Annotated in this window: 7 protein-coding genes; 3 read left to right on the top strand and 4 right to left on the bottom strand. The window is 69.3% G+C overall.

From position 1 onward, the window contains the following. Window positions 1–96: 96 nt before the first annotated feature. The 4 genes from AWB92_RS26550 to AWB92_RS26535 form a co-directional block, all read right to left on the bottom strand. Window positions 97–11,091, bottom strand: coding sequence for a type I polyketide synthase (locus AWB92_RS26550; protein WP_085190977.1), 10,995 nt, complete (start codon window positions 11,089–11,091; stop codon window positions 97–99). 224 nt (window positions 11,092–11,315) lie between these two features. Continuing rightward, a complete protein-coding gene (locus AWB92_RS26545) occupies window positions 11,316–12,551 on the bottom strand; it encodes a nucleotide disphospho-sugar-binding domain-containing protein (RefSeq protein WP_085190974.1) in 1,236 nt (411 codons plus the stop codon). 57 nt (window positions 12,552–12,608) lie between these two features. After that, on the bottom strand, window positions 12,609–13,877 hold the full coding sequence (locus AWB92_RS26540; protein WP_085190971.1) for a glycosyltransferase: 1,269 nt from the start codon (window positions 13,875–13,877) through the stop codon (window positions 12,609–12,611). A gap of 18 nt (window positions 13,878–13,895) precedes the next feature. Then, window positions 13,896–15,029, bottom strand: a complete 1,134-nt coding sequence (locus tag AWB92_RS26535; RefSeq protein WP_085190968.1) for a class I SAM-dependent methyltransferase — start codon at window positions 15,027–15,029, stop codon at window positions 13,896–13,898. A 185-nt stretch (window positions 15,030–15,214) separates the two neighbouring features. On the opposite strand from AWB92_RS26535, the gene AWB92_RS26530 reads away from it, so the two are divergent. The 3 genes from AWB92_RS26530 to AWB92_RS26520 all read left to right on the top strand — a co-directional run bounded on the left by AWB92_RS26530 (window position 15,215) and on the right by AWB92_RS26520 (window position 20,923). Continuing rightward, window positions 15,215–17,398 carry an acyltransferase family protein gene (locus tag AWB92_RS26530; protein ID WP_241523617.1) on the top strand — a complete coding sequence of 728 codons (2,184 nt, stop codon included), beginning with the start codon at window positions 15,215–15,217 and terminating at the stop codon, window positions 17,396–17,398. A gap of 139 nt (window positions 17,399–17,537) precedes the next feature. Next, window positions 17,538–18,611: an NAD-dependent epimerase/dehydratase family protein gene (locus tag AWB92_RS26525; protein ID WP_085190964.1), complete on the top strand. Its 1,074-nt coding sequence runs from the start codon at window positions 17,538–17,540 to the stop codon at window positions 18,609–18,611. A 119-nt stretch (window positions 18,612–18,730) separates the two neighbouring features. Next, a complete protein-coding gene (locus tag AWB92_RS26520) occupies window positions 18,731–20,923 on the top strand; it encodes an acyltransferase family protein (RefSeq protein WP_277622339.1) in 2,193 nt (730 codons plus the stop codon). The last annotated feature ends 1 nt before the right edge of the window (window position 20,924 follow it).

Raw genomic sequence — 20,924 nt, 5'->3', positions numbered from 1 at the left:
CATGCTCCCGTCTAGTTTTTTGACCTTCTGGCGAGGCGCAACGGAACGTTATCGGCCTCCTGATTAGCGACCTGGTCGTTGACTTCCGGGAGATGATTAGGTGGGCTCGGCCAATCCCACCGAATCCGCCTTATCCGATTCCGGCACCTGACCGGCCAGGTACTCGGCCAGCGACCCGATGGTCGGATAGTCGAATACCGCGGTGGCGCTGATCGTGAACGCGCCGCCGAATTGCGGGAGCAACCGGTTGCTGAATTCGACCGCCATCAGTGAGTCGGTGCCCAGCTCCAGGAACCGGCTGGTTGCCGCCGGCGGCTGCGCCAGCCTCAGGAAATTCTGGACCTCGTAGCGCAGGTATTCGGTCAGGAAGCTGCCGCGCTCCGCCTCGGGCACCTCGTGCAGTTGCCGCAACAACTCGCTGTCCCCGCGCGTCGCCGTGACCGCGCTCGGCAGCACGTGGTCGAGCATCGCCGGGCGGGACGCGCCCAGCCCCTTCGCCGCGCGCTGCCAATTGGCCTTGATGACGGTCGCCTGCCCGGTTCCGTGGGCGAGGATCTCGTCGAGCGCGGTGAGCGCGGCCGAGGGTTCCAGCGGGATCAGGCCCTGCGCGCTGAGGTTGGCGCGCGCGGCGTGCGAGGTGGCCATGCCGCCCTTGGCCCACGGACCCCAGTTGATCGCCGTCGCGGGCAGGCCTTCGGCCCGGCGCTCGGCAACGAGCCCGTCGAGCAGCGCGTTGGCGGTCGCGTAGTTGGCCTGACCCGGCGAACCGATCACGCTGGAGGCCGACGAGTAGACGATGAAGAAATCGAGGTCGTCGTTCTTCGTGAGCCGATGCAGGTGGCAGCCGCCGAAGGCCTTGGGCGCCAGCGCCTTGCGGAACCCTTCGAGGCTCTGCTGCGGCAGTAGCGCGTCCTCGAGGACGCCCGCCAGGTGCGCCACGCCCGCCAGCGGCGGCAACTCCGCCCTGATCCGTTCCAGCAGCTTTTCGACCTCGGGCTCGTCGCCGACGTCGGCCGTGAAGACGTGGATGCGGCTCCGGTAGCGCTCGGTGATGTCGTCGATGGCCAGCTGTGCGTCCGCATCGGGGGCGCGACGGCTGGTCAGCACGATGTCACCGGCACCGAGCTGGGCCAGATGGGCCGCCGTGTGCAGGCCGAGCGCACCGACGCCACCGGTGATCAGGTAGCTGCGGTCCCCGCGCGGCTGCAGCGGTTGCGGCATCTGCAGCACGATCTTGCCGATGTGCCGGGCCTGCTGCATGCGCCGGAACGCGGTCTTGGCCTCCGTCACCGGGTAGACCTCGGCCGCGAGCGGCGTCAGTTCGCCGGCGGCCATGCTGTCCGCCAGTTCGGCCAGCAAGTTCCCGGTCCGCTCGGGTTCGTTTTCGATGCACCAGTCCAGCGCGATGATCTCGTAGGCGATGTCGGGACGGGCCGCCGCCATCTGCTCACGCGTCCAGATGTCCCGCTTGGCGATCTCGGCGAACCGGCCGCCCTGTGCGGTCGCCCGCACGGTCGCTTCGATGAAGCCCTCGTTCGTGAGGCTGTTGAGCACCACGTCGACCCCGGCACCGCCGGTGTCGGCCAGGATCTGGTCCGCGAAATCCGTGCTGCGCGAGTCGTAGATGTGCTGCACGCCCATCTTGCGCAGCGTCGCGCGCTTGTAGGCGCTGGCGGTGGCGAACACGGTCGCACCGCGCTGCTGGGCTATCTGGATCGCGGCCAGACCGACGCCACCGCTGGCGGCGTGGATCAGCACCCGATCACCCGGCCCGACCTGCGCCCAGTCGAACGCCAGCCGCGTCGTCAGCGCCCCGGCGGGGATGGTCGCCGCCCCCACGGCGCTCACCCCGCTCGGCACCGCCGCCAGGAACTGGGCCGGCACATTGACCCGGGTGGTGAACGACCCCGGCATGAAGCCGAAGACGCGCTGGCCGACCTCGAAACCGGTCACGCCGGAACCCACTTCGGTGACGACCCCGGAGAGGTCGCCGCCGCCGATCCGTCCCGGATCGCCCGGGTACAGGCCGAGCACGTTGAGGACATCCCGGAAGTTGAGGCCGGCGGCCTCCACCCGGATCTGCACCTCACCCGCGCCCGGCGCCGGGACATGGATCTCGGACAGACGAAGGTTGTCGATCGCGCCGCGCTCGGTCACATCGAGTAGGTAATCGCTCGAGCGCGGTACCTCGAGATGACCGTCGCGCGCCCACGGCAGCAGCCGCGGCACGAAGTACTTTCCTTGTCGCAGTGCCAGTTCGGGCTCCTCGGCGGGTGTGCCGAGCAGGCCCGCCAGCGAGCGCACGGCGTCGTCGGCTCCGTCGCTGTCGACCAGCCGGCAGCGCAGGCTCGGCTGCTCGGTGATCACGGTGCGCCCGAAGCCCCACAGCGCCGCCTGCGCCGAGTCCACCGGCTCGCCGGACTCGGTCGCCACCGCGCGTTCGGTGACGATCCACAGCCCGCCGGTGAGCTTCAGGTCTTGCTGCGCCAGCAGCGCGCGCACCACCGTGAGCAGCTCGTTGATCTCGGTCTCGAGCCGCGTGGCGAATTCGGGGCCGGTTTCTTCCGTCTCGGGCCGCCCCGGGCTGCGCCAGACGACGCCGGAGACGGGGGCGCCGCGCTCCTGCGCCTCATTGAGCAGCCGCCGCCAGTGCTCGGGATCGACCGCACGGTCCACCGAGACTGCGCCCGGCACCTCGGCCGCGAGCCCGTCGAACCCGGCGATCAGCCAGGTGCCGTCGCCGCTCTTGTCGGCGCCGCCCGACGCCGGCGCGGGCACTTCCTCCCAGCCGAGGGTGTACAGGTTGCGGGTGGCATCGCCGCCGAGCCCGCGCAGCAGCGCCTCCCGGGGCGCGCGTTTGACCGTGAAGTCGCGAATCTCGCCGAGCTGGCGACCGTCGCGATCCACGAAGTCGAGGTCGAAGGCCTGCGTTTCGCTGTCCAGGCCGCCACTCTGCCACCGCGCGCGGCAGTAGAACCGCCGCGGCATCTTGTCGTGCAGCACCACCCGCCCATACCGCAGCGGCAGGAACAGGTCGCTCAGGCCCTGGCCTTCCTCGGTCGCCGAGAGCGCGGCCTCCAAGGCCGGGAAGGCGATTCCCGTGCACAGGTCGAGCAGCACCGGGTGGATCGGCTCGCTACCGAGCTGCTCGGCAAGCTCCTCGCCGATCGCGATGTCGCCGACCGCCTCGCCGTCACCGGCCCACAGCGATTTGAGCGAAGTGGACCAGGTCGGACCCCAGGTCAGCTCCATGTCGGCGAAGGTGTCGAACAGCTGCTGCGGGCGCGTGCGCCCCAGCCGCTCGCACGCGGCGTCGATGGATTCCGTCGGCTCCAGCGCGGGCTCGTCCGCAGCGTCACCGTCGCCGCCGATGATCCGACCGTCGGCGTTCAACGCCCACTCGGCGTCGCGATCGCCATACGGGCGGCTGTGCACCTGGAAGGTCCAGCCGCTGCCGTCCTCGAGGGGATGCACGGTCAGCTGCACCTCCCGGGAGTTCTTGTCCGGCAGGATGATCGGCTCATAGAAGAACACGTCGCGCACCTGGGCGGGCGCCCCGACCGCGGCGATGGCCATCGCGGCGTACGTCGCGCCCGGAACGACGACGGTGCCGTAGATGACGTGATCGGAAAGCCACGGCTGCGACTTGACCGACCACCTGCTGGTGTAGACCGAGTCGCCGGACGCGAGATCCTTTGCGCTACCCAGGATTCCGGATGCGACGGCCCCGTCGATCGCGACGTCGGCGGTCTTGGGCCAGAAGCGACGGCGCTGGAATGGATAGGTGGGCAACTCGACCGTGTGATGCGGCCGGTGGTACAGCGCGGCGAAATCGGGCCGGTGGCCCGCCACGTACACGGCGGCCAGCGCTTCCGCCATCTGCTGCCAGGCGTCGACGCCCTTGCGCAGCGACACGACGGAACGCGGGGTGGCCGAGGATTCCGGCCAGGCCTGCACCGCGGCCCCGGTCAAGACCGGTTGCGGTCCGATCTCCATCAGCACCGAGCAGCCCAGCGCCGCCACGGTTTGCACGCTTTCGGCGAACTGCACCGGCTGGCGGGAGTGCCGCCGCCAATACTGTGCGTCCAGCGGGGTCTCCGCGGTGATCACCGCGCCGGTGCGGTTGCACACCAGGGGCAGGGTCGGAACGGCGAACTCGAAACCGTTTGCGAACGACTCGAATTCGTCCAGCGCCGGCTCCAGCAACTCCGAGTGGAAGGCGTGACTGGTCTCCAGCCAGGTGCAGCGGGTGCCGTCGCCGCTGAGCCTGGCGACGATCTGTTCCAGATCGCCCGCCGGACCCGACAGCACGGTGTTGGGGCCGTTGTAAGCGGCGACCGAGATGTGCGGGAACTCGTCGGCGATGCGTTCCACTTGCTGCGCGTCGGCGAACACCGCCACCATCCGGCCGCCCTCGGGCAGGTTCCCGAACAGCCGGCCGCGCTCGGCCATCAGCCGGGCCCCGTCCTCGAGGCTGAACACGCCGGCCACGCAGGCCGCCGCGTACTGGCCCACGCTGTGGCCCAGCACCACGTCGGGCTCGATGCCCCAGGACTGCCACAGCCGGGCCAGGCCCATTTCGACGGCGAACAGCGCCGGCTGGGCAAAAGACGTGTGCCGCAGGGTGTCTCCCGCGTCTTCGTCGAACATCACCTCGAGCAACGGGCGCGGCAGCATCCCGTCGATCGCCTCGGCGCATTGCTTCACGGTGTCGGCGAAAACCGGCTCGGTGTCGAACAACTCGCGCGCCATCCCCGAGTACTGGCTGCCCTGCCCGGTGAATAACCACGCCGTCTTCGGCGGGTCACCGCACTCGCCGCGCACCGCACCCGGTCCCAGCCGGTTCTCGGCCAGCCCGGCCAGCAGATCGCGGGCTGCCTGAACCGAGTCCACTACCAGCGCGGCCCGGTGTTCGAAATGCGAACGCCCCACCGCGGCCGTGTAGCACACGTCGGTGATATCGGCCTCGGGGTGCTCGTCCAGCCAGGCCCCGTACCGCCGCGCCAACGACACCAGCGCCTGCGGTGACCGTGCCGACAGGGGCAGCACGCCGACCGGTTCGTGTCCGGCGGCGTGCTCGGCCGCCGGGGTGACGTCGGGCACCGAAGATCCCTCGGGGACTTCGGATTTCGGCGGCGCCTCCTCGATGAGGACGTGCGCGTTGGTGCCGGAGAACCCGAAGGAACTCGTCCCGGCGCGGCGCGGCCGGCCGTTGGCGTGCCACGGCAGCGGCTTGTCCACCACCCGCACCGGCAGCGAGTCCCATGGGATGTTCGGCGACGGGTTCTCGAAGTGCAGGTTCTGCGGCAGGACTTCGTGCTGCAGCGACAACACGACCTTGATCAGGCCGGCGATCCCGGCCGCCGATTCGAGGTGGCCGATGTTGGTCTTCGCCGATCCGATCAGCAGCGGCTGGTTCGGGTCACGGCCGGCGCCGTAGACGGCCGCGGCCGCCTGGACCTCGATCGGGTCGCCGAGCGAGGTGCCCGTGCCGTGCGCCTCGAGGTAGTCGACCTCGCGGCCCTCGACCCCGGCCCGAGCCAGCGTCGCAGCGATAAGCCGTTGCTGCGCACCGCCGTTGGGCACCGTCAAACCGCTGGACGCGCCGTCCTGGTTGACCGCGCTGCCCCGGATGACGGCGCAAATCTGGTCGCCGTCGCGTTCGGCGTCGCTCAGCCGCTTGAGCACCAGGATTCCGCAGCCTTCGCTGCGCGCGTAGCCGTTCGCGGCCGCGTCGAACGTCTTGCAACGGCCGTCGGCGGCAAGCATTCTGGCGCGCGAGGTGGCGACGATGGACGCCGGGCTCACCAACACATTGACCCCGCCGGCCAGCGCCATGTCGCAGTCACCGGAATGCAGGGCCTGGCAGGCCTGATGGACCGCCACCAGCGAGGCGCTGCACGCGGTGTCCACCGCCATCGCCGGCCCTTCCAGCCCGAGCGCGAACGCGACCCGCCCCGCGATGACGTTGAGCGCGTTGCCGGTGATGAAGTGGGCCTCGATGGTGTCGACCGAGTTGGCGTTCAGCAGCTGCGAATACTCGTTGGCGGCCACGCCCACGAACACGCCGGTTCGACTGCCGCGCAACCCCGCCGGCGCGTACCCGGCACGCTCCAGGCCCTCCCACGCGATCTCGAGCATCAACCGCTGCTGGGGATCCATCCACACGGCCTCGCGCGGGGAGATGCCGAAGAACTCCGGATCGAATCCGTCGATGCTTTCCAGGTATCCGCCGTAGCGGGTGTAGATCTTGCCCGGCGCCTCGGGATCCGGGTCGTAGTACTCGTCGACGTCGAAGCGGTCGTCCGGGATCTCCCGGATCGCGTCGACCCCGCCGGACAGCAAGTCCCAGTACGCCTCGGGATCCGGCGCGCCCGGGAAGCGGCAGGCCACCGCGACGATCGCGATCGGCTCGTCGGTGCGCGCCGTCACCGCGGCCGCGGCCGGCGAAGGCTGCGCCGCGGCCGTCGCCGGCGCCGGGGCGTCCAGGCTGAGCACGTCGTTGACCAAGAAATTCGCGACGTCGGTGATGCGCGGGTAGTCCATCGCCAGGGTCGACGGCAGCTCCGCGCCCACCGCCCGCTCGAGCCGGCGCCGCAGTTCGACGGCCATCAGCGAATCCATGCCGAGGTCGAAAAGCCCGGCCTCCTCGCGGATTTCCGCGGGGTCGATGCGGGTCACCTCCGCGACGGCGTCGCGCAGATAGTCCACGACGAGCTTTTTGCGCTGCCCCACCGGGGCGGCGGTGAGCCGTTCCACCAATTGGGTGGACCCCGACGCCGACGGGGCTTGCTCCGACTCGGGCACCTCGCGCTGCAACTGCGTGAAGAAGGATCGCTTGCCCGCCATCTGGTAGAGCGGCAGGAACTTGGCCCAGTCGATGCGGGCCACCACGCCGTGCGACGCGCCCTCGCCCGAAGAGGCCATCAGCTCGGCCATGCCTGCCAAGGCGTCGGCGGGCGACAACGGCCGGACGCCACGCTTGTCCAGTTCCGCGCGGGCGGCCTCGTCTGCCATGCCGGCGTTCGCCCACGGGCCGAAGTTGACGCTGACCCCGGGGACACCCTGCTCACGCAGCCGCCAGGTCAACCCGTCGAGGAAGGCGTTGGCCGCGCTGTAGGCCGTTTGGCCGCCGGCGCCCCACACCCCGGCGATCGAGGAGGTGCTCAGGAAGAAGTCCAGCTTCAGGTCGGCGGTGGCTTCGCTCAGATTCCAAGCGCCCCAAACCTTCCCGGCGAACACCCGATCCACTTCGGCGTCGTCCAGGGCTTGCAGCGGGGTGGTGCTGATCTCGCCCGCGGCATGGACAACCCCGGCCAGCGGCGGGAGGTCGGCCCGCAAGGTGGCCAAGACGTGGGCGACGTCGTGCGGGTTGGAGACGTCGGCCGTGATGACCCGGACTTCGGCGCCCGTCTGCTCGCCGATCGCGTCGATGCGTTGTTGCGCGGCCTCGCTGGGTGCGCGCCGGCTGGTCAGCACCAGGTGCCGGGCGCCGTGCGCGGCCAGGTATCCGGCGACCTCGAGCCCGATCGCGCCGAGCCCGCCGGTCACCAGATACGTTGCGTCCTCCTGCAGCGCCAGCGGCGTCGCGGCCGGCTGCCCCGAGCGCCGGGTCAGCCGGGGAACGTAGACCGCCTGGTCCCGAAGCGCGATTTGGTCTTCACCGGCCGGCGCCGCCACCAGCTGCTCGACGAGCCGGGACCACTGGTCGGCGCCGCCGCCGGCCAGATCCGCCAGTCCGCCCCACAGTCGGGGATGTTCCAGCGCGGCGGCGCGACCGAAGCCCCACAGGCACGACTGCGCCGGTGACACCTTGTCCGCGCCGGTGACCCGTTGTGCGCCACGGGTTATCAGCCAGATGGGCGCGCGCAGTTCGGCGGCGGCCGCGGCACAGAAGAGTCGGCGCGTTCCGCTCAGGATCTGGTGTTGCATCCGCAGCAGCGACTGAGTCGACGGCGTCGTGTCCGATCCGAGGCCGGCGAGGTGCAGGATCCGCAGCGACGGTTCGTCCGCGACCGCGGTACGCAGCACACCGTGCAGCCGCTCCGCGTCCGCGTCGGACACCGGCAGGCCGACGATTTGGTGCCGGTGCCCGCGCGCGGTCAGCGCGTCGACCAACGGCTGGACCGCCGCGGCGTCGTCGGCGACGAGCAGCCAGGCGGAGCCCTCACCGGGGCCCGAGGCCTTAGTGGCGGACTTCTCCCAGCGGATCTCGTAGCGGGAGTCCACGATGGACTGGGCGTTGCGCTGTTGGTTGTGTTCTGCCGCAAGCTGTCTCAGCACATCGACGGTCTGCGGATCGGTGTTCCCGCCGCCGAGCAGCGCCGCGAGCTCCTCGATCCGGCCGTCCTCCAGGAGCCCGACGGCTTGGGTCCGGGCGGCCGAGGCCTGGCTGGAGGTCGGGGTGGGCGTGGCCCGCTGCTCGCGGAACCAGTACTCGCGGTGCTGGAACGGATAGGTGGGCAGGTCGAGCTTGCGTGCCGTCACCGGCGCCAAGGCGGCGAAGTCGGGCCGGTGCCCGACGATGTAGGCGTTGGCGAGCGCTTCGGTGATCTGGCGATGATCGGCGATGTTCTTCCGCATCGACGCGATCGCCCGCGGCGCGGTGGCCGGGTCCGGCCACGCCCGCATGGCCGCCGCGGTCAGGATCGGTTGCGGGCCGATCTCCAGCAGCATCGTGCAGTGCAGTTCGGAAAGCGTGCGCACACTCTTGGCGAACTCCACCGGCTGGCGCGCGTGGCGGCGCCAGTACGCGCCGTCCAGTTTCGCGCTTCGGCCCAGGGCCGCGCCGGTGCGGTTGCACACCAACGTCTTTTGGGGCGCGCCGAACTCGAACCGGTTCGCGTACGCCTCGAATTCGTCGAGGACCGGATCGAGCAGCGCCGAGTGGAAGGCGTGGCTGGTGTCCAGCCAGTCGCAGCGCACACCGTCGTCTTCCAGGCCGGCCACCGCCTGGTCGAGATCCTGCACGGGTCCCGACAGCACGGTGTTGGCGCCGTTGTAGGCGGCCACCGACAGGCTCGGGAACTCGTCGGTCATGCTTTCCACCCGCTCGGGCGCGGCGAAGACCGCGACCATCCGGCCGCCGTCGGGCAGGCTGCCGAACAGGCGGCCGCGCTCGGCCATCAGCAGCATTCCGTCCTCGAGCCCGAATACGCCGGCCACGCAGGCCGCCGTGTATTGGCCGACGCTGTGGCCGATGACCACGTCCGGTTCGAAGCCCCACGACTGCCAGAGCCGGGCCAGGCCCATCTCCACCGCGAACAACGCGGGCTGGGCGTAGCTGGTCTGCCGCAGCGCGTCGTCACCGTCCGGGTCGAAAATCACGTCCAGCAACGGTCTTTCGAGGACGTCGGCGACAGCCGCCGCGCACCGGGTCATCGTCTCGGCGAACACCGGCTCCGTCTCGAAGAGCTCCCGGGCCATGCCGGCGTACTGGCTGCCCTGCCCGGTGAACAACCACGCCGTCTTCGGCCGGTCGGTGCAGTCGCCGCGCAGCAGGCCCGGCGCCGGGCGGTCGTCGGCCAGCGCGGCCAGCTGCTCCCGCGCGGAGTCCGTCGAATTCACCACCAGGGCGGCCCGGTGCTCGAAGTGTGATCGCCCGGCGCCGGCCGTCAGGCAGACGTCGGCCAACGAGGCCTCCGGGTGGGCGCCCAGCCAATCGGCGTATGCCTTGGCGAGCTCCGCCAACGCGGCCGGGCTGCGCGCCGAGAGCGGCAACAGGCTGAACCGCCGGTCGTCCGACGGCGCCGCGGTTGTAACCGGGGCCAGCTCGGGCGCTTCCTCGATGATGATGTGCGAGTTCGTCCCGGAGAACCCGAACGAGCTGACCCCGGCGATGCGGGGCCGCCCGTCGCGTGGCCACGGCAGGGCCTCGTCCACGACCCGCACCGGGAGCCGGTCCCAGGGGATGTGCGGCGAGGGCTTGCTGAAGTTCAGGTGCTTCGGCAGCACCTCGTGCTCGAGCGACAGGATCACCTTGATCAGGCCCGCGATTCCCGCGGCCGCCTCCAGGTGCCCGATGTTCGTCTTCACCGACCCGATCAGCAGCGGCCGGTCGGCGTCGCGGCCCTTGCCCAACGCCGCGCCGGCGGCCTGGACTTCGATCGGATCACCCAGCGAGGTGCCGGTCCCGTGCGCCTCGAGGTATCCCACGTCGCCGGGTGCGACGCCCGCGCACTGCAGCGCCTCGGCGATCACCCGCTGCTGGGCGACGCCGTTGGGCACCGTCAGTCCGCCCGACGCGCCGTCCTGGTTGACCGCGCTGCCCCGGATCACGGCCCGGATCCGGTCGCCGTCCCGGATGGCGTCCTCGAGGCGCTTCACCACGACGACACCGGCGCCCTCGCCGCGCACATAGCCGTCGGCGGACGCGTCGAAGGTCTTGCACTTCCCGTCCGGGGCCAGCATGTGCGCGTGCGAGAAGGTCATCGCGGTCTTGGCGCTGAGCAGGACGTTCACCCCGCCGGCCAAAGCCAGGTCACATTCCCCGAAGCGCAGCGCCTGGCAGGCCTGATGGACGGCGACCAGCGACGAGCTGCACGCCGTGTCGACCGACACCGCCGGGCCCTGCAGCCCCAGCCCGTAGCTGATCCGGCCCGCGCCCGCGGCGGACGACGTCCCGATCGCTACGTAGGCCTCGATCTCCTCGTAACTCAGCTGTTCGGATATCAGGCCCAGGTAGTCGTGGGTGCCCAGGCCCATGAACACACCGGTCTTGGTGTTCGCCAGAGCCGACGGCGCGGTGCCCGAATGCTCCACCGCCTGCCACGCCGTCTCCAGCAGGATCCGGTGTTGCGGGTCGATCAGCATGGTTTCCCGGTTGGACAGCCCGAAGAACGGTGCGTCGAATCCCGTTACGTCATCGATGAACCCGGCGCGGCGGCTGACGATCTTTCCGGGCGCGTCGGGGTCGGGGTCATAAAACCGGTCGACGTCCCAGCGGTCCGGTGGCACCTCCGAGAGCGCATCCCGGCCTTCGGCCAGCACCTCCCAGAACGCGTCGGCGTCGGCCGCGCCCGGAAGGCGCACCGCGTACCCGACTATCGCGAAGCTGTCACCCGTCCCCTGTGATCCACGTAGCTCGGTCATTTCCGACCGCCGATCATCTGCCGTTGCTTCTCGTCGTTGACCAAGACGAAAAAGCAGCCCCCGCCGTCATCGAAGGGATTGATGCTCAACCGTGTCTCCAGACCATCTACTCGACATGGGTATAACAAGTTCTAGACCATACTTGCTGGGTGAGACGCCTGTCACGCGAATAGGTAACTGAGACTGCCGTCACCCCGGTGCCGATCGGCGCGCCGATCAGCCGGTCAGCCGGCCACCCGCGACCGCGCGAAATTTTCGACCAAGTCGCCGGCGGCCTTGGTGCCTTTGGACGCAACGCTCATTTCGGCGGCGACTTCGCGCGCCCGTGCGGCGTACTCCGGGGCGAGAATGGTGCGGAGGTCCTGCAGGAGCGTTTCGGTGGTAGCGGTCGAAAGGCGCCGCGCGGTGCCCACCTTCAATCGTTTGATCTGATTTCCCCAGAAGAACTGGTCGGGCAGCTTCCAGAGAATCAACGCGGGGACGCCCGAGCGCAGCGCGGCGTTCGTGGTGCCCGAACCTCCGCGGTGCACGATCGCGCGAACCGTGGGAAAGATCCTGGCGTAGTTCATCGTGTCCACCACCTTGACGTGGTCAAAGTGGGGGCCGTTGCTGTAGTCGCTGCCGGCGGACACCACCAGCCCGCGCACCCCCAGCTCCGCGGTGGCCGCGCCGATCATGGTCATGATCTCGATCGGGTCGTCCACCGGGATGCTGCCGAAGCCGAACGAAATCGGCGGCTCGCCTTCGGCGATCCACGCCGCGATCTCGTCGTCGGCATCCGTCTGCCACTCGAGCGTCAGCGTGCCGACATTTGGCCGCTCCTTGGTGAATTCCGCCCACTGGGCGGGCAGCCAGGGGAACAGTGCCGCGTCGTAGGCCTGCAGCTCCAGCGAACCGCGTTCGACGATCCGTTGTGGCGCGGGTTTGGTGGCCTTCGGCAGGCTGAGCTCACGGCGCTGCGCGGCCTCGACCTTCTTGCTCAGCAGCCAATATCCCCACTCGTACGCCCTTACCTGCCGGGCGGCGGTGGCCCGGATCGGGTTGTAGTGCAGCGTGGCCAATGGAATGTTGTAGTACTCCGCGACGCTGCTCGCCTGCTCCTCCCAGCTCTGGCCGGTCAACAGCAAATCGGCGCCCTCCGCCGCCGACACGAGCGTCCTGCTCATGTCCATCCAGCAGCCGGTGAAGACGTCCCACCGGTCGCGCCAGAACTTGATCAGGCCCGCGATTCTCCAGGGATGGCGGCGGAACAAACTCATGAAGCTGCGCAACGGTTTCATGCTCTCGGACCAGTCGACGCCGTAGGCGACCGCCGCGAGCCCGAGCTTCTCGACGAACGCGATCTGGTCGGGCGGGACGGCCATGCACACCTCGTGCCCGCGGCGCGCCAGCTCGCGGCCAACGACCGCGACGGGCTCAATATCGCCGCGGCTTCCCCAGCACGCCAGCACAAACTTCATGGAGCTCCCTTGCTCTTCTACTTGGGTCTAACAAGTGCTAAACCATACTTCTGCCGATCAACAAATGCGCCTGAAGCGGGCGAAGTTCTCCAGGCGGTCGGCGGCGTCCGCCGCGCTTTTGGCGGGTTCGGTCATCCGGGTGGCCAACTCGCGGGCATGGGCGGCGTATTCCGGCGCGAGGATGATCCGCAAATCCGCGACAAGCGATCGCTCGGTGGCGGTCGAAAAACGCCGGGCGGTGCCCACCTTGAGCCGTTTGACCGCGGAACCGTAGACCGCGTGCACGAGGTCCCAATACAGGATCAGCTGAGGGACCCCCGCGCGCATGGCAACGGGTGTGGTGCCTGAACCGCCGTGGTGAACGACCGCGCGGCAGGCCGGAAAGACCGTCGCGTAATTGATGGTGCCCACCACTTTGACGTGGTCGAAATGCGGGACGTCACCGTAATCGGTCCCGGCTGCGCCCACCAACGCCCGCTCGCCCAACTGCGCGCAGGCCGCGGCGATCATCGCGATCGTGTCGGCGGGAGATTCGAGGGGAATGCTGCCGAATCCGAAGAAGATGGGCGGCGTCCCCGCGCCGATCCAGGACGCGACCTCCTCGTCGGCGTCCGTCGGCATTTCCAGCGTCAGCGTGCCCACAAACGGGCGCTGACCATCCCACTTCGCCCATTCGGCCGCCAGCCCCGGAAAGCACGCCTCGTCGTAGGCCTGGATTTCCAGCGATCCGCGTTCGGTAATCCGTCGCGGCGCGGACCCGGTTGCCTTGGGCAGGCCGAGCTCGCGGCGCTGGGCGTCTTCCGCCTTCTTCATCCCGCGCCACGACACCCACCAGAACGCCGCCACCGCCGCTCGCCGCAGCCGCGCCGGCAGGAAAGGCAGGGTCTGGCCGTTGGGGCGTAGCGGAAAGTAATGCAACGTGGCCAACGGAATGTCGTAGTACTCGGCGATGTTGGCGGCGGCGTCCTCGAAATTGATGCCGGTGAATATCAGGTCGGCCCCGTGCGCCAGCGACTTCAGCGTCGTGCTCATCTCCTGCCACCCCCGCAGCAGGGGCCCGGCGATCGCGAGCCGCGACCTGATCAGCTCCCGAACCCGCCAGGGGTGACTGAAAAAGCACGTCCAGAAATCGCGGTGCGAGTCCAGGATGGACCGAGCTTCGGGTCCGAAGCCGACCGCCCGAACCCCCGCCGCCTCGGTGAAGGCGACCAGATCGGGCGGGACGGCCATGCACACGTCGTGCCCCCGGAGCACCAGCTCACGCCCGACGGCCAGGTTGGGCTCGACATCGCCGCGACTTCCCCAGCTTGCCAACACAAACTTCATCGCGGCCCTGGACCTAGGTCATCCGGTTCGGTCACGCCCGCGGGCCGGGTCGAGCTTACCGAGGCCGGTGATTTCCAGGCTGACCGACTTCCGTTGTCCGGCGGCACCGAGCATGAAGAAGATGTCGCCGACCGGAGCGCCCAACCAGAAGCGCCAAAACCGCTTGCGGAAGAACTTCCAGACGTAGCTGCCGTCGCCCACCAACCAATACCCGGCGATCCAGGGCAGGTAGTAGGTCGCGCGCTTCCACCGCGAGACGACCATCTCGAGATTCATCTCCATGATCTCGAGGCCCCACGCGCGGTATCGCCACTGAAGCTCGTACTTGCTGACGAACTCGAAGAACGCGAGCATTTCGGCGTTGGTGACGAGGTATTCGTCGAAGACGAGGATGGATCCTTCTACGAAGCGGTCCTTGCAGGTTTCCAGCGCGTGCAGGCAACTTTCGTAGGTGTCCAGATCCATGTGGAACAAGGCGATGGGCGCGGCGGGCTGTTCGGCCAAGAACGGCGCCAGCGTGTCGTAGGTGCTCCCCTTGACGAACTGAACCTTGCGGCCGAGCGCGTCGGGAACGCCGTCGTGCAAGCTCACGCCGGTGTCTTGCATGGAGCGTTGCGCGAGCGGTTCGGACAGCGAGAAGGTGCCCTGCCTGATGAGGGCCTGGTCGTCGATCTGCCAGTCCTCGACGAGGCCCTCGAAGGTGTCGAAGCCGTAGACCTGGCGGCCGGAAGCGTCCGACATAAGCCTCGTCGACCACCCGAGCCAGACGCCGAGGTCGAGCAGCAGTTCGTCGGAGTCCTGGCGGGTTGGTTTCGGCAGTCGCGACGCCTCCCACAACAGCGTGTGGCCGCGAATCTTGCACCGGCGCATGTCTTCGAGCGTGCGGGCGATGAACGCGCGATATGCGTCGTCGTATACCCGGGTGTCCCGGGCGTACAGGTTCGGGATGTAGCGGTCGCGGTCGCGATAGACCAGGCGGGCGATCAGCCACAGCATCAGAAGGCCGCCCAGCGCGGCGAGGAGCACCGGCTGGACATAGCATGCCGCGGCCAGCAGAAGCGCGTCGCAGACGAGAACCGCTTTCCATACCGTGTGGAGGTTGGTCCGGTCGACGTCCGGACTTTGCACAGTTGGGCTATCGACGACGCTCACCGCACCTCCACGTTGGTCATGCGCGAGCTCCGCCTTCCCAAGACGATGAACAATGATTCGCAAACATACCCAATGCGTTCAACACGTGTGTGATACTTCCCCGGACCGGGGGGACACGTCCTCATTCTTCTTCTCTTCAAGGTTGCTTCGTGCTTCATGTCGACCCCGTTGGCCGCAGCGAAGGACTGCGGAGCCAGCGCTCAATAGCGTCGGGCTTTCGCCCCGACATCGAGGGCCTGCGCGCTGTCGCGGTCGCTGCGGTTGTCCTTTTTCACGCCGGCCTGCCGGGTGTGGGCGGCGGGTTCGTCGGCGTGGACGTCTTCTTCGTCATCTCGGGCTTCTTGATCACCGGGCTGCTGTGGCGCGAGGTGAGCTCCGCCGGCACCGTGAAGTTGAGCCGCTTCTACGGAGCCCGAGCTCGGCGGCTGCTGCCGGCCTCGGCCGCGGTCGGGGTGGTCACCGCGATCTGCTCGGCCGTGCTGCTGCCCCCGTTGCAGGCCCACGGTGTCCTGGTGGACGGCATCTACAGCGCTCTGTATGTCAGCAACAACCACTTCGCGCATGAGGGCTTGAGCTACTTCTCCCCCGCGCAGCCGCCGTCGCCGTTTCAGCACTACTGGTCGCTGGGCGTCGAGGAGCAGTTCTACCTGGTGTGGCCGGCGTTGATCATCGGCACGACCTGGCTCATATGGCTCGTACGCCGGCGCACCAAGGCCGACACCCCCTCCGGGCAGACCCCGTATCTGGTGGTCCTTGCCCTGGTCGCGGCGGTGTCGTTCACGCTGTCGCTGGCCGCCACCTTCGTGGCGCCCTCGGTGGCGTTCTTTTCCCTGCCCACCCGGGCGTGGCAGTTGGCGGCAGGCGGCCTGGTGGCGCTCATGGCCACCCAATGGCGCCGCCTCCCGGCGCGCGCCGCCACCATCGCGGGATGGGCGGGTCTGGCGGTGATCCTGCTGGCCTGCAGCCTGCTCGGCCCGGGCACGTTGTATCCGGGCACCGCCGCGCTGCTGCCGGTGCTGGGTGCGGTACTGGTGATCGGCGCCGGCTGCGCCGCGCCCGCCGAGGGCTGCGGCCGCGTGCTGGCTGCGGCGCCGATGCGCGCGATCGGCCGCATCTCCTACTCCTTGTACTTGTGGCACTGGCCGGTGTTGCTGCTCGCACCGTTCGTCGTGGGCCATCCCCTGGGGTTGGCCGGCCGGTTGGCCACGGTCCTCATCTCCGGCGGACTGGCCGTGCTCACGGTGCGTTTCATCGAGGACCCCTTCCGGTTCGCCGCCCCGATACGCCGGTCCGCGCTTGCGAGCCTCGCGCTGGGTGGCGTCGCCACCGCGGCCGCGGTGTGCGTGGGCGCGGTGATGATCGCCCGGGTGCCCAACCCGGTCGGCGGCGGCTCGCCGGCCGCGCGGTTGACCATCACGGCATCGCCCCCCGCTCCAGGCTCCAGCATCGACGCGTACGACGCGGCGGTACACGACGCGTTCGCCCAGGTGCAGGCCGCGGTGGCGGCGGCAACAAACCTGCGGGCCGTGCCGTCGAACCTCGAGCCATCTCTCGCCAACGCGGCCGCCGAATACCGAGCCGAATTCTTCAACGGCTGCCAACACAATCTGTTGGGAGGCGGCCAGCCCGGGTGCGTGATGGGCGATACCGCATCGAAGACGACGGTGGCCCTCTTGGGTGACTCGCATGCCACGATGTGGGCTCCGGCGTTCCAGCAGGTCGCCGAGCAGCGGCACTGGCGGCTGGACACCCTGACCAAAGGGGCGTGTCCCCCGATGAGCTTGCCCATCACCGGCTTCGTCGCCCGCATGGTCGACTACTTTCAACGCTGCGAGCAGTGGCGCGGGGAGGTCATGGCCCGGTTGCGCGCCGAACACCCCGGGCTGGTCGTGGTGAGCATGTCGCGCGGGTACGGCGGCCTGGACTACCTGCCCAAGCCGTACGACCGGGCCTGGTCCGATGGCCTGACCCGCCTGGTGCAGCAGCTGCGCGGGGCCGGCTCGCAGGTGCTGGTGCTCGGGCCGGTTCCGAATCCTTACGAGTCGGTGCCGATCTGCCTGTCCGATCACCTCGACGACGCGACGGCCTGCTCGTCGCCCCGGGCGAAGGCGCTGAACCGAGCCGGCATCGCCGATGAGACCGCGGCCACCAAAGCCGGCGGCGGACGCTACGACAACCTGACGCCGCTGTTCTGCGCCGGCGACCGGTGCCCGGTCGTCGTGGGCAACACCATGGTGTATTTCGACGACCACCTGACGAGCCAGTACGCGCAGGCGCTCGCACCCGTGATGGGCGCACTGGCCGACCGCGCGCTGGCCGACGCGGCCGCCACGGATAGGCTGCCCGGCCGCACGTCTACCGGCGGTTGATCCGTCCGGCAGGACGGTCGTTTTCCTGCCGTCGATACGGCTGACCGACGTGCAAGGTCTGGGTATGATCACGCGGACCGCACCCAGGCAACGCCTGCCGGTCACCTGATTTCCACCGAGCAACCGGAGGCGTCGGCCCTTGTCAACACCCGTTCTCATCACTGGCGGGGCCGGATTCATCGGGTCGTCGCTCGCGCGCCGCCTCGTCGGCGCCGGTTACGACGTCGCCGTCATGGACGTCCTGCACCCGCAGGTGCACGGCAAAAGCGCGGCGATCGAGCTGCCGCCGTCGGTGCGGTTCTTCACCGGGGACGTCACCCACGCCCCGGACTGCGACGCCGTGCTTCGGTTGGTCCGCCCGACCCAGATCGTTCATCTGGCGGCCGAGACGGGAACGGCGCAGTCGCTTTCCGAGGCCACCCGCCACGGTTCGGTGAACGTGGTGGGAACGACCCAACTGCTCGATGCCCTGAGCCGCTCCGGACACGCGCCCGACCAATTGGTGCTGGCGTCGTCACGGGCCGTCTACGGCGAGGGCTCCTGGCAATGCGGCTCGCAGATCTTCTACCCGCAGCCCCGCAGCCACGCGCAGCTGCAGGCCGGTATGTGGGATCCGCAGGGGCCCACCGACGATCCGGTGGTCCCGCTTGCGAGCTGCGCCGGCCGGACCGAGCCGCGGCCCACCAACATCTATGCCGCGACCAAGCTCGCCCAAGAGCACATCCTGGCCGCGTGGACGGCCGCGCACGACACCAACCTCAGCATGCTCCGCCTGCAGAACGTCTACGGACCGGGACAGTCGCTGACCAACTCCTACACCGGAATCGTTGCCCTTTTCGCACGATTGGCGCGGCAGCGGTGCGCGCTGGAAGTCTACGAAGACGGACACATCCTGCGTGACTTCGTCTACATCGACGACATCGTCGAGGCCCTGTTCGCCGCGATCGAGAAACCCGCGAACGGGACGCGCTGCCTCGACATCGGGTCGGGGATCCCGACGACGATCCATCAGCTGGCGGAAAAGATCGCCACCATCTGCGACGCCCCCCGACCGAACGTCGTCGGGAAATTCCGCGACGGTGACGTACGCGCCGCGAGGTGTGACATCGACCCGGCCAAGAACGAGCTCGACTGGCGTCCGAAGTGGACGCTCGGGGACGGTCTGCCCGCCCTGCTGGAATGGATCGGCGAGCAACCCGAATCCTCGGCGTAGCACCGGCTCGGGGCCCCGCCGGTGGGCCCGCGAATAGTGGTGAAGTCGCTCAGGCGTGTTGAACGCGTGTGTGATAATTCCTCGATTCAAAGAACGTGTCCGCTTCCAGGTAGGTGACCTTGCGCCAGTCCGATAGCGTTCGCCCTACCGAAGAGGCGCGGGGTCGGCCCTCGGCACAGTCACGGTTCCGACCGGACATCGAGGGCTTGCGCGCCGTCGCCGTGCTGGCGGTCGTCCTGTTTCACACGGACGTGCCCGGGTTCGACGGTGGATTCGTCGGCGTGGACGTGTTTTTCGTCATCTCGGGCTTCTTGATCACCGGACTGCTGTGGCGCGAGGTGAGCAGCGCCGGCACCGTCCGGCTGGGCAAGTTCTACGGGGCCCGGGCCCGCCGACTGCTGCCGGCGTCGGCCACCGTGGGCGTCATCACCCTGATCGGCTCGGCGGTCCTGCTCCCCCCGTTGCAGGCCCGATCCGTCATCTTCGACGGCATCGCCAGCGCGCTTTATGTCAGCAACTACTGGTTCATTCAGCAAGGCGTCGACTACTTCGGCGGCATGGCGCCGCCTTCGCCGTTCCAGCACTACTGGTCGCTCGGGGTGGAGGAGCAGTTCTACCTGATCTGGCCGGCCCTGATCATCGGTACGGCGTGGCTGATCCGGCGTGCGCGTCGGCGCACCAGGACGGACGCCGCCTCCTCGCCTTCATCGCAGAGTCCCTATCTTGTGGTCCTGGCGCTGGTCGCGGCCGCCTCGTTCGCGCTCTCCCTGGCGGTCACCTATGTGGCGCCGCCGGTGGCGTTCTTTTCGCTGCCCACCCGGGCCTGGCAGTTGGCGGCGGGCGGGCTGATCGCCCTCACCGCCGGCCAGTGGCGCCGCCTGCCGGCACGATCCGCCGCGCTCGTCGGATGGGCCGGGCTCGGGGCGATCCTGGTGGCCAGCAACCAGTTGAGCCCGGCGACCCTGTACCCGGGTATCGCCGCGCTGCTGCCGACACTCGGTGCGATGTTGGTGATCGGCGCCGGCTGCGCCACACCGTCGCAGGGATGCGGCCGGCTGTTGGGCACGTCGCCGATGCGCGCGATCGGCCGGATCTCCTATTCGTGGTATCTGTGGCACTGGCCGGTGCTCCTGCTCGCCCCGGCGTTGCTGGGTCACCCGCTCGGGCTGGCCGCCCGGTTGACGGCGGCCATGGTCTCCGCTGCGCTGGCCGCACCCACGCTGCGATTCATCGAAAACCCGCTGCGGTTCGCCGATCCCGTGCGGCGCTCGGCCCGGGCCAGCCTCGCGCTCGGCGGAGCGGCCACCGCGGTGGCGGTCTGCGTGGGCGTGGCGCTGCTGCTGTGGGTGCCGACCCCGGTGGGGCGCGGCGCACCGGCAGCGCCGCTGTCCATCACCGCGGCGCCTGCCCCGGCGGGCTCCGGCATGGCCGCCTACGACGCTGCGGTACAGCAGGCGTTCGCCCAGGCGCACGCCGCGGTGGCGGCATCGGCCGACCTCAGGGCCGTACCGTCGAACCTCGATCCCCCACTGGCCGACGCCGCGGAGGAACATCGGGCCTTGTTCCGCGACGGCTGCATGCGCAATTTCTTCCAAGACGGACAGCCCGAGTGCGCCGCCGGCGACACGGCCTCGGCGACGACGGTGGCGCTGGTCGGCGACTCCACCGCCGCGATGTGGAACCCGGCCTTGCAGCAGGTCGCCGCCCAGCGGCACTGGCGGCTGGAGATGATGTCCAAGGCGGGTTGCCCCTTGCTGGACCTGCGCATCCTCAGCCCCACCCTGCACCGCGAATACACGGAGTGCACGCGGTGGCGCGGCCAGATCATCGCGCGGTTGGGCAGCGAGCACCCGCGGCTGATAGTGCTCGACGTGATGCGTCGCTACGGCGAGCGCTACGGTTTGCCGTCGGGGTTCACGTCCTACGACTCGGCGTGGAACAGCAGCTTCTTCCGCCTGGTGCGAGAGTTGCGCGGCACCGGCGCACAGGTGCTGGTGCTCGGGCCCATCCCCGACCCGCAGTCGTATGTGCCCATCTGCCTCTCCGGCCACCTCGACGACGCCACGGCCTGCTCGCCTGCCAGATCAACCGCGGTGAACGAGCCCGGCATCACCGCCGAATCCGCCGCCACCGCCGCCGGCGGCGGGCAGTACGCCGACCTCACCGACTTGTTCTGCACGGCCAATCGCTGCCCGGTCATAGTCGGCAACACCCTGGTCTATCTCGACCCCGGGCATCTGACTTTCCAATACGCCCGGCTGCTGGCACCGGCGATCGCGGCGCTGGCCGACCGCGCGCTGGCCCACGGCTGAG

Origin of the sequence: Mycobacterium sp. IEC1808 (assembly GCF_002101935.1) — a bacterium.
Taxonomy (GTDB): Bacteria; Actinomycetota; Actinomycetes; order Mycobacteriales; family Mycobacteriaceae; genus Mycobacterium.
This window is presented reverse-complemented; position numbering and strand designations above follow the sequence as displayed.

Bases quoted from the DNA above. Each gene is read 5' to 3' on its own strand.
- AWB92_RS26550 (WP_085190977.1), bottom strand. From the start codon at position 11,091: ATGACCGAGCTACGTGGATCACAGGGGACGGGTGACAGCTTCGCGATA.
- AWB92_RS26545 (WP_085190974.1), bottom strand. From the start codon at position 12,551: ATGAAGTTTGTGCTGGCGTGCTGGGGAAGCCGCGGCGATATTGAGCCC.
- AWB92_RS26540 (WP_085190971.1), bottom strand. From the start codon at position 13,877: ATGAAGTTTGTGTTGGCAAGCTGGGGAAGTCGCGGCGATGTCGAGCCC.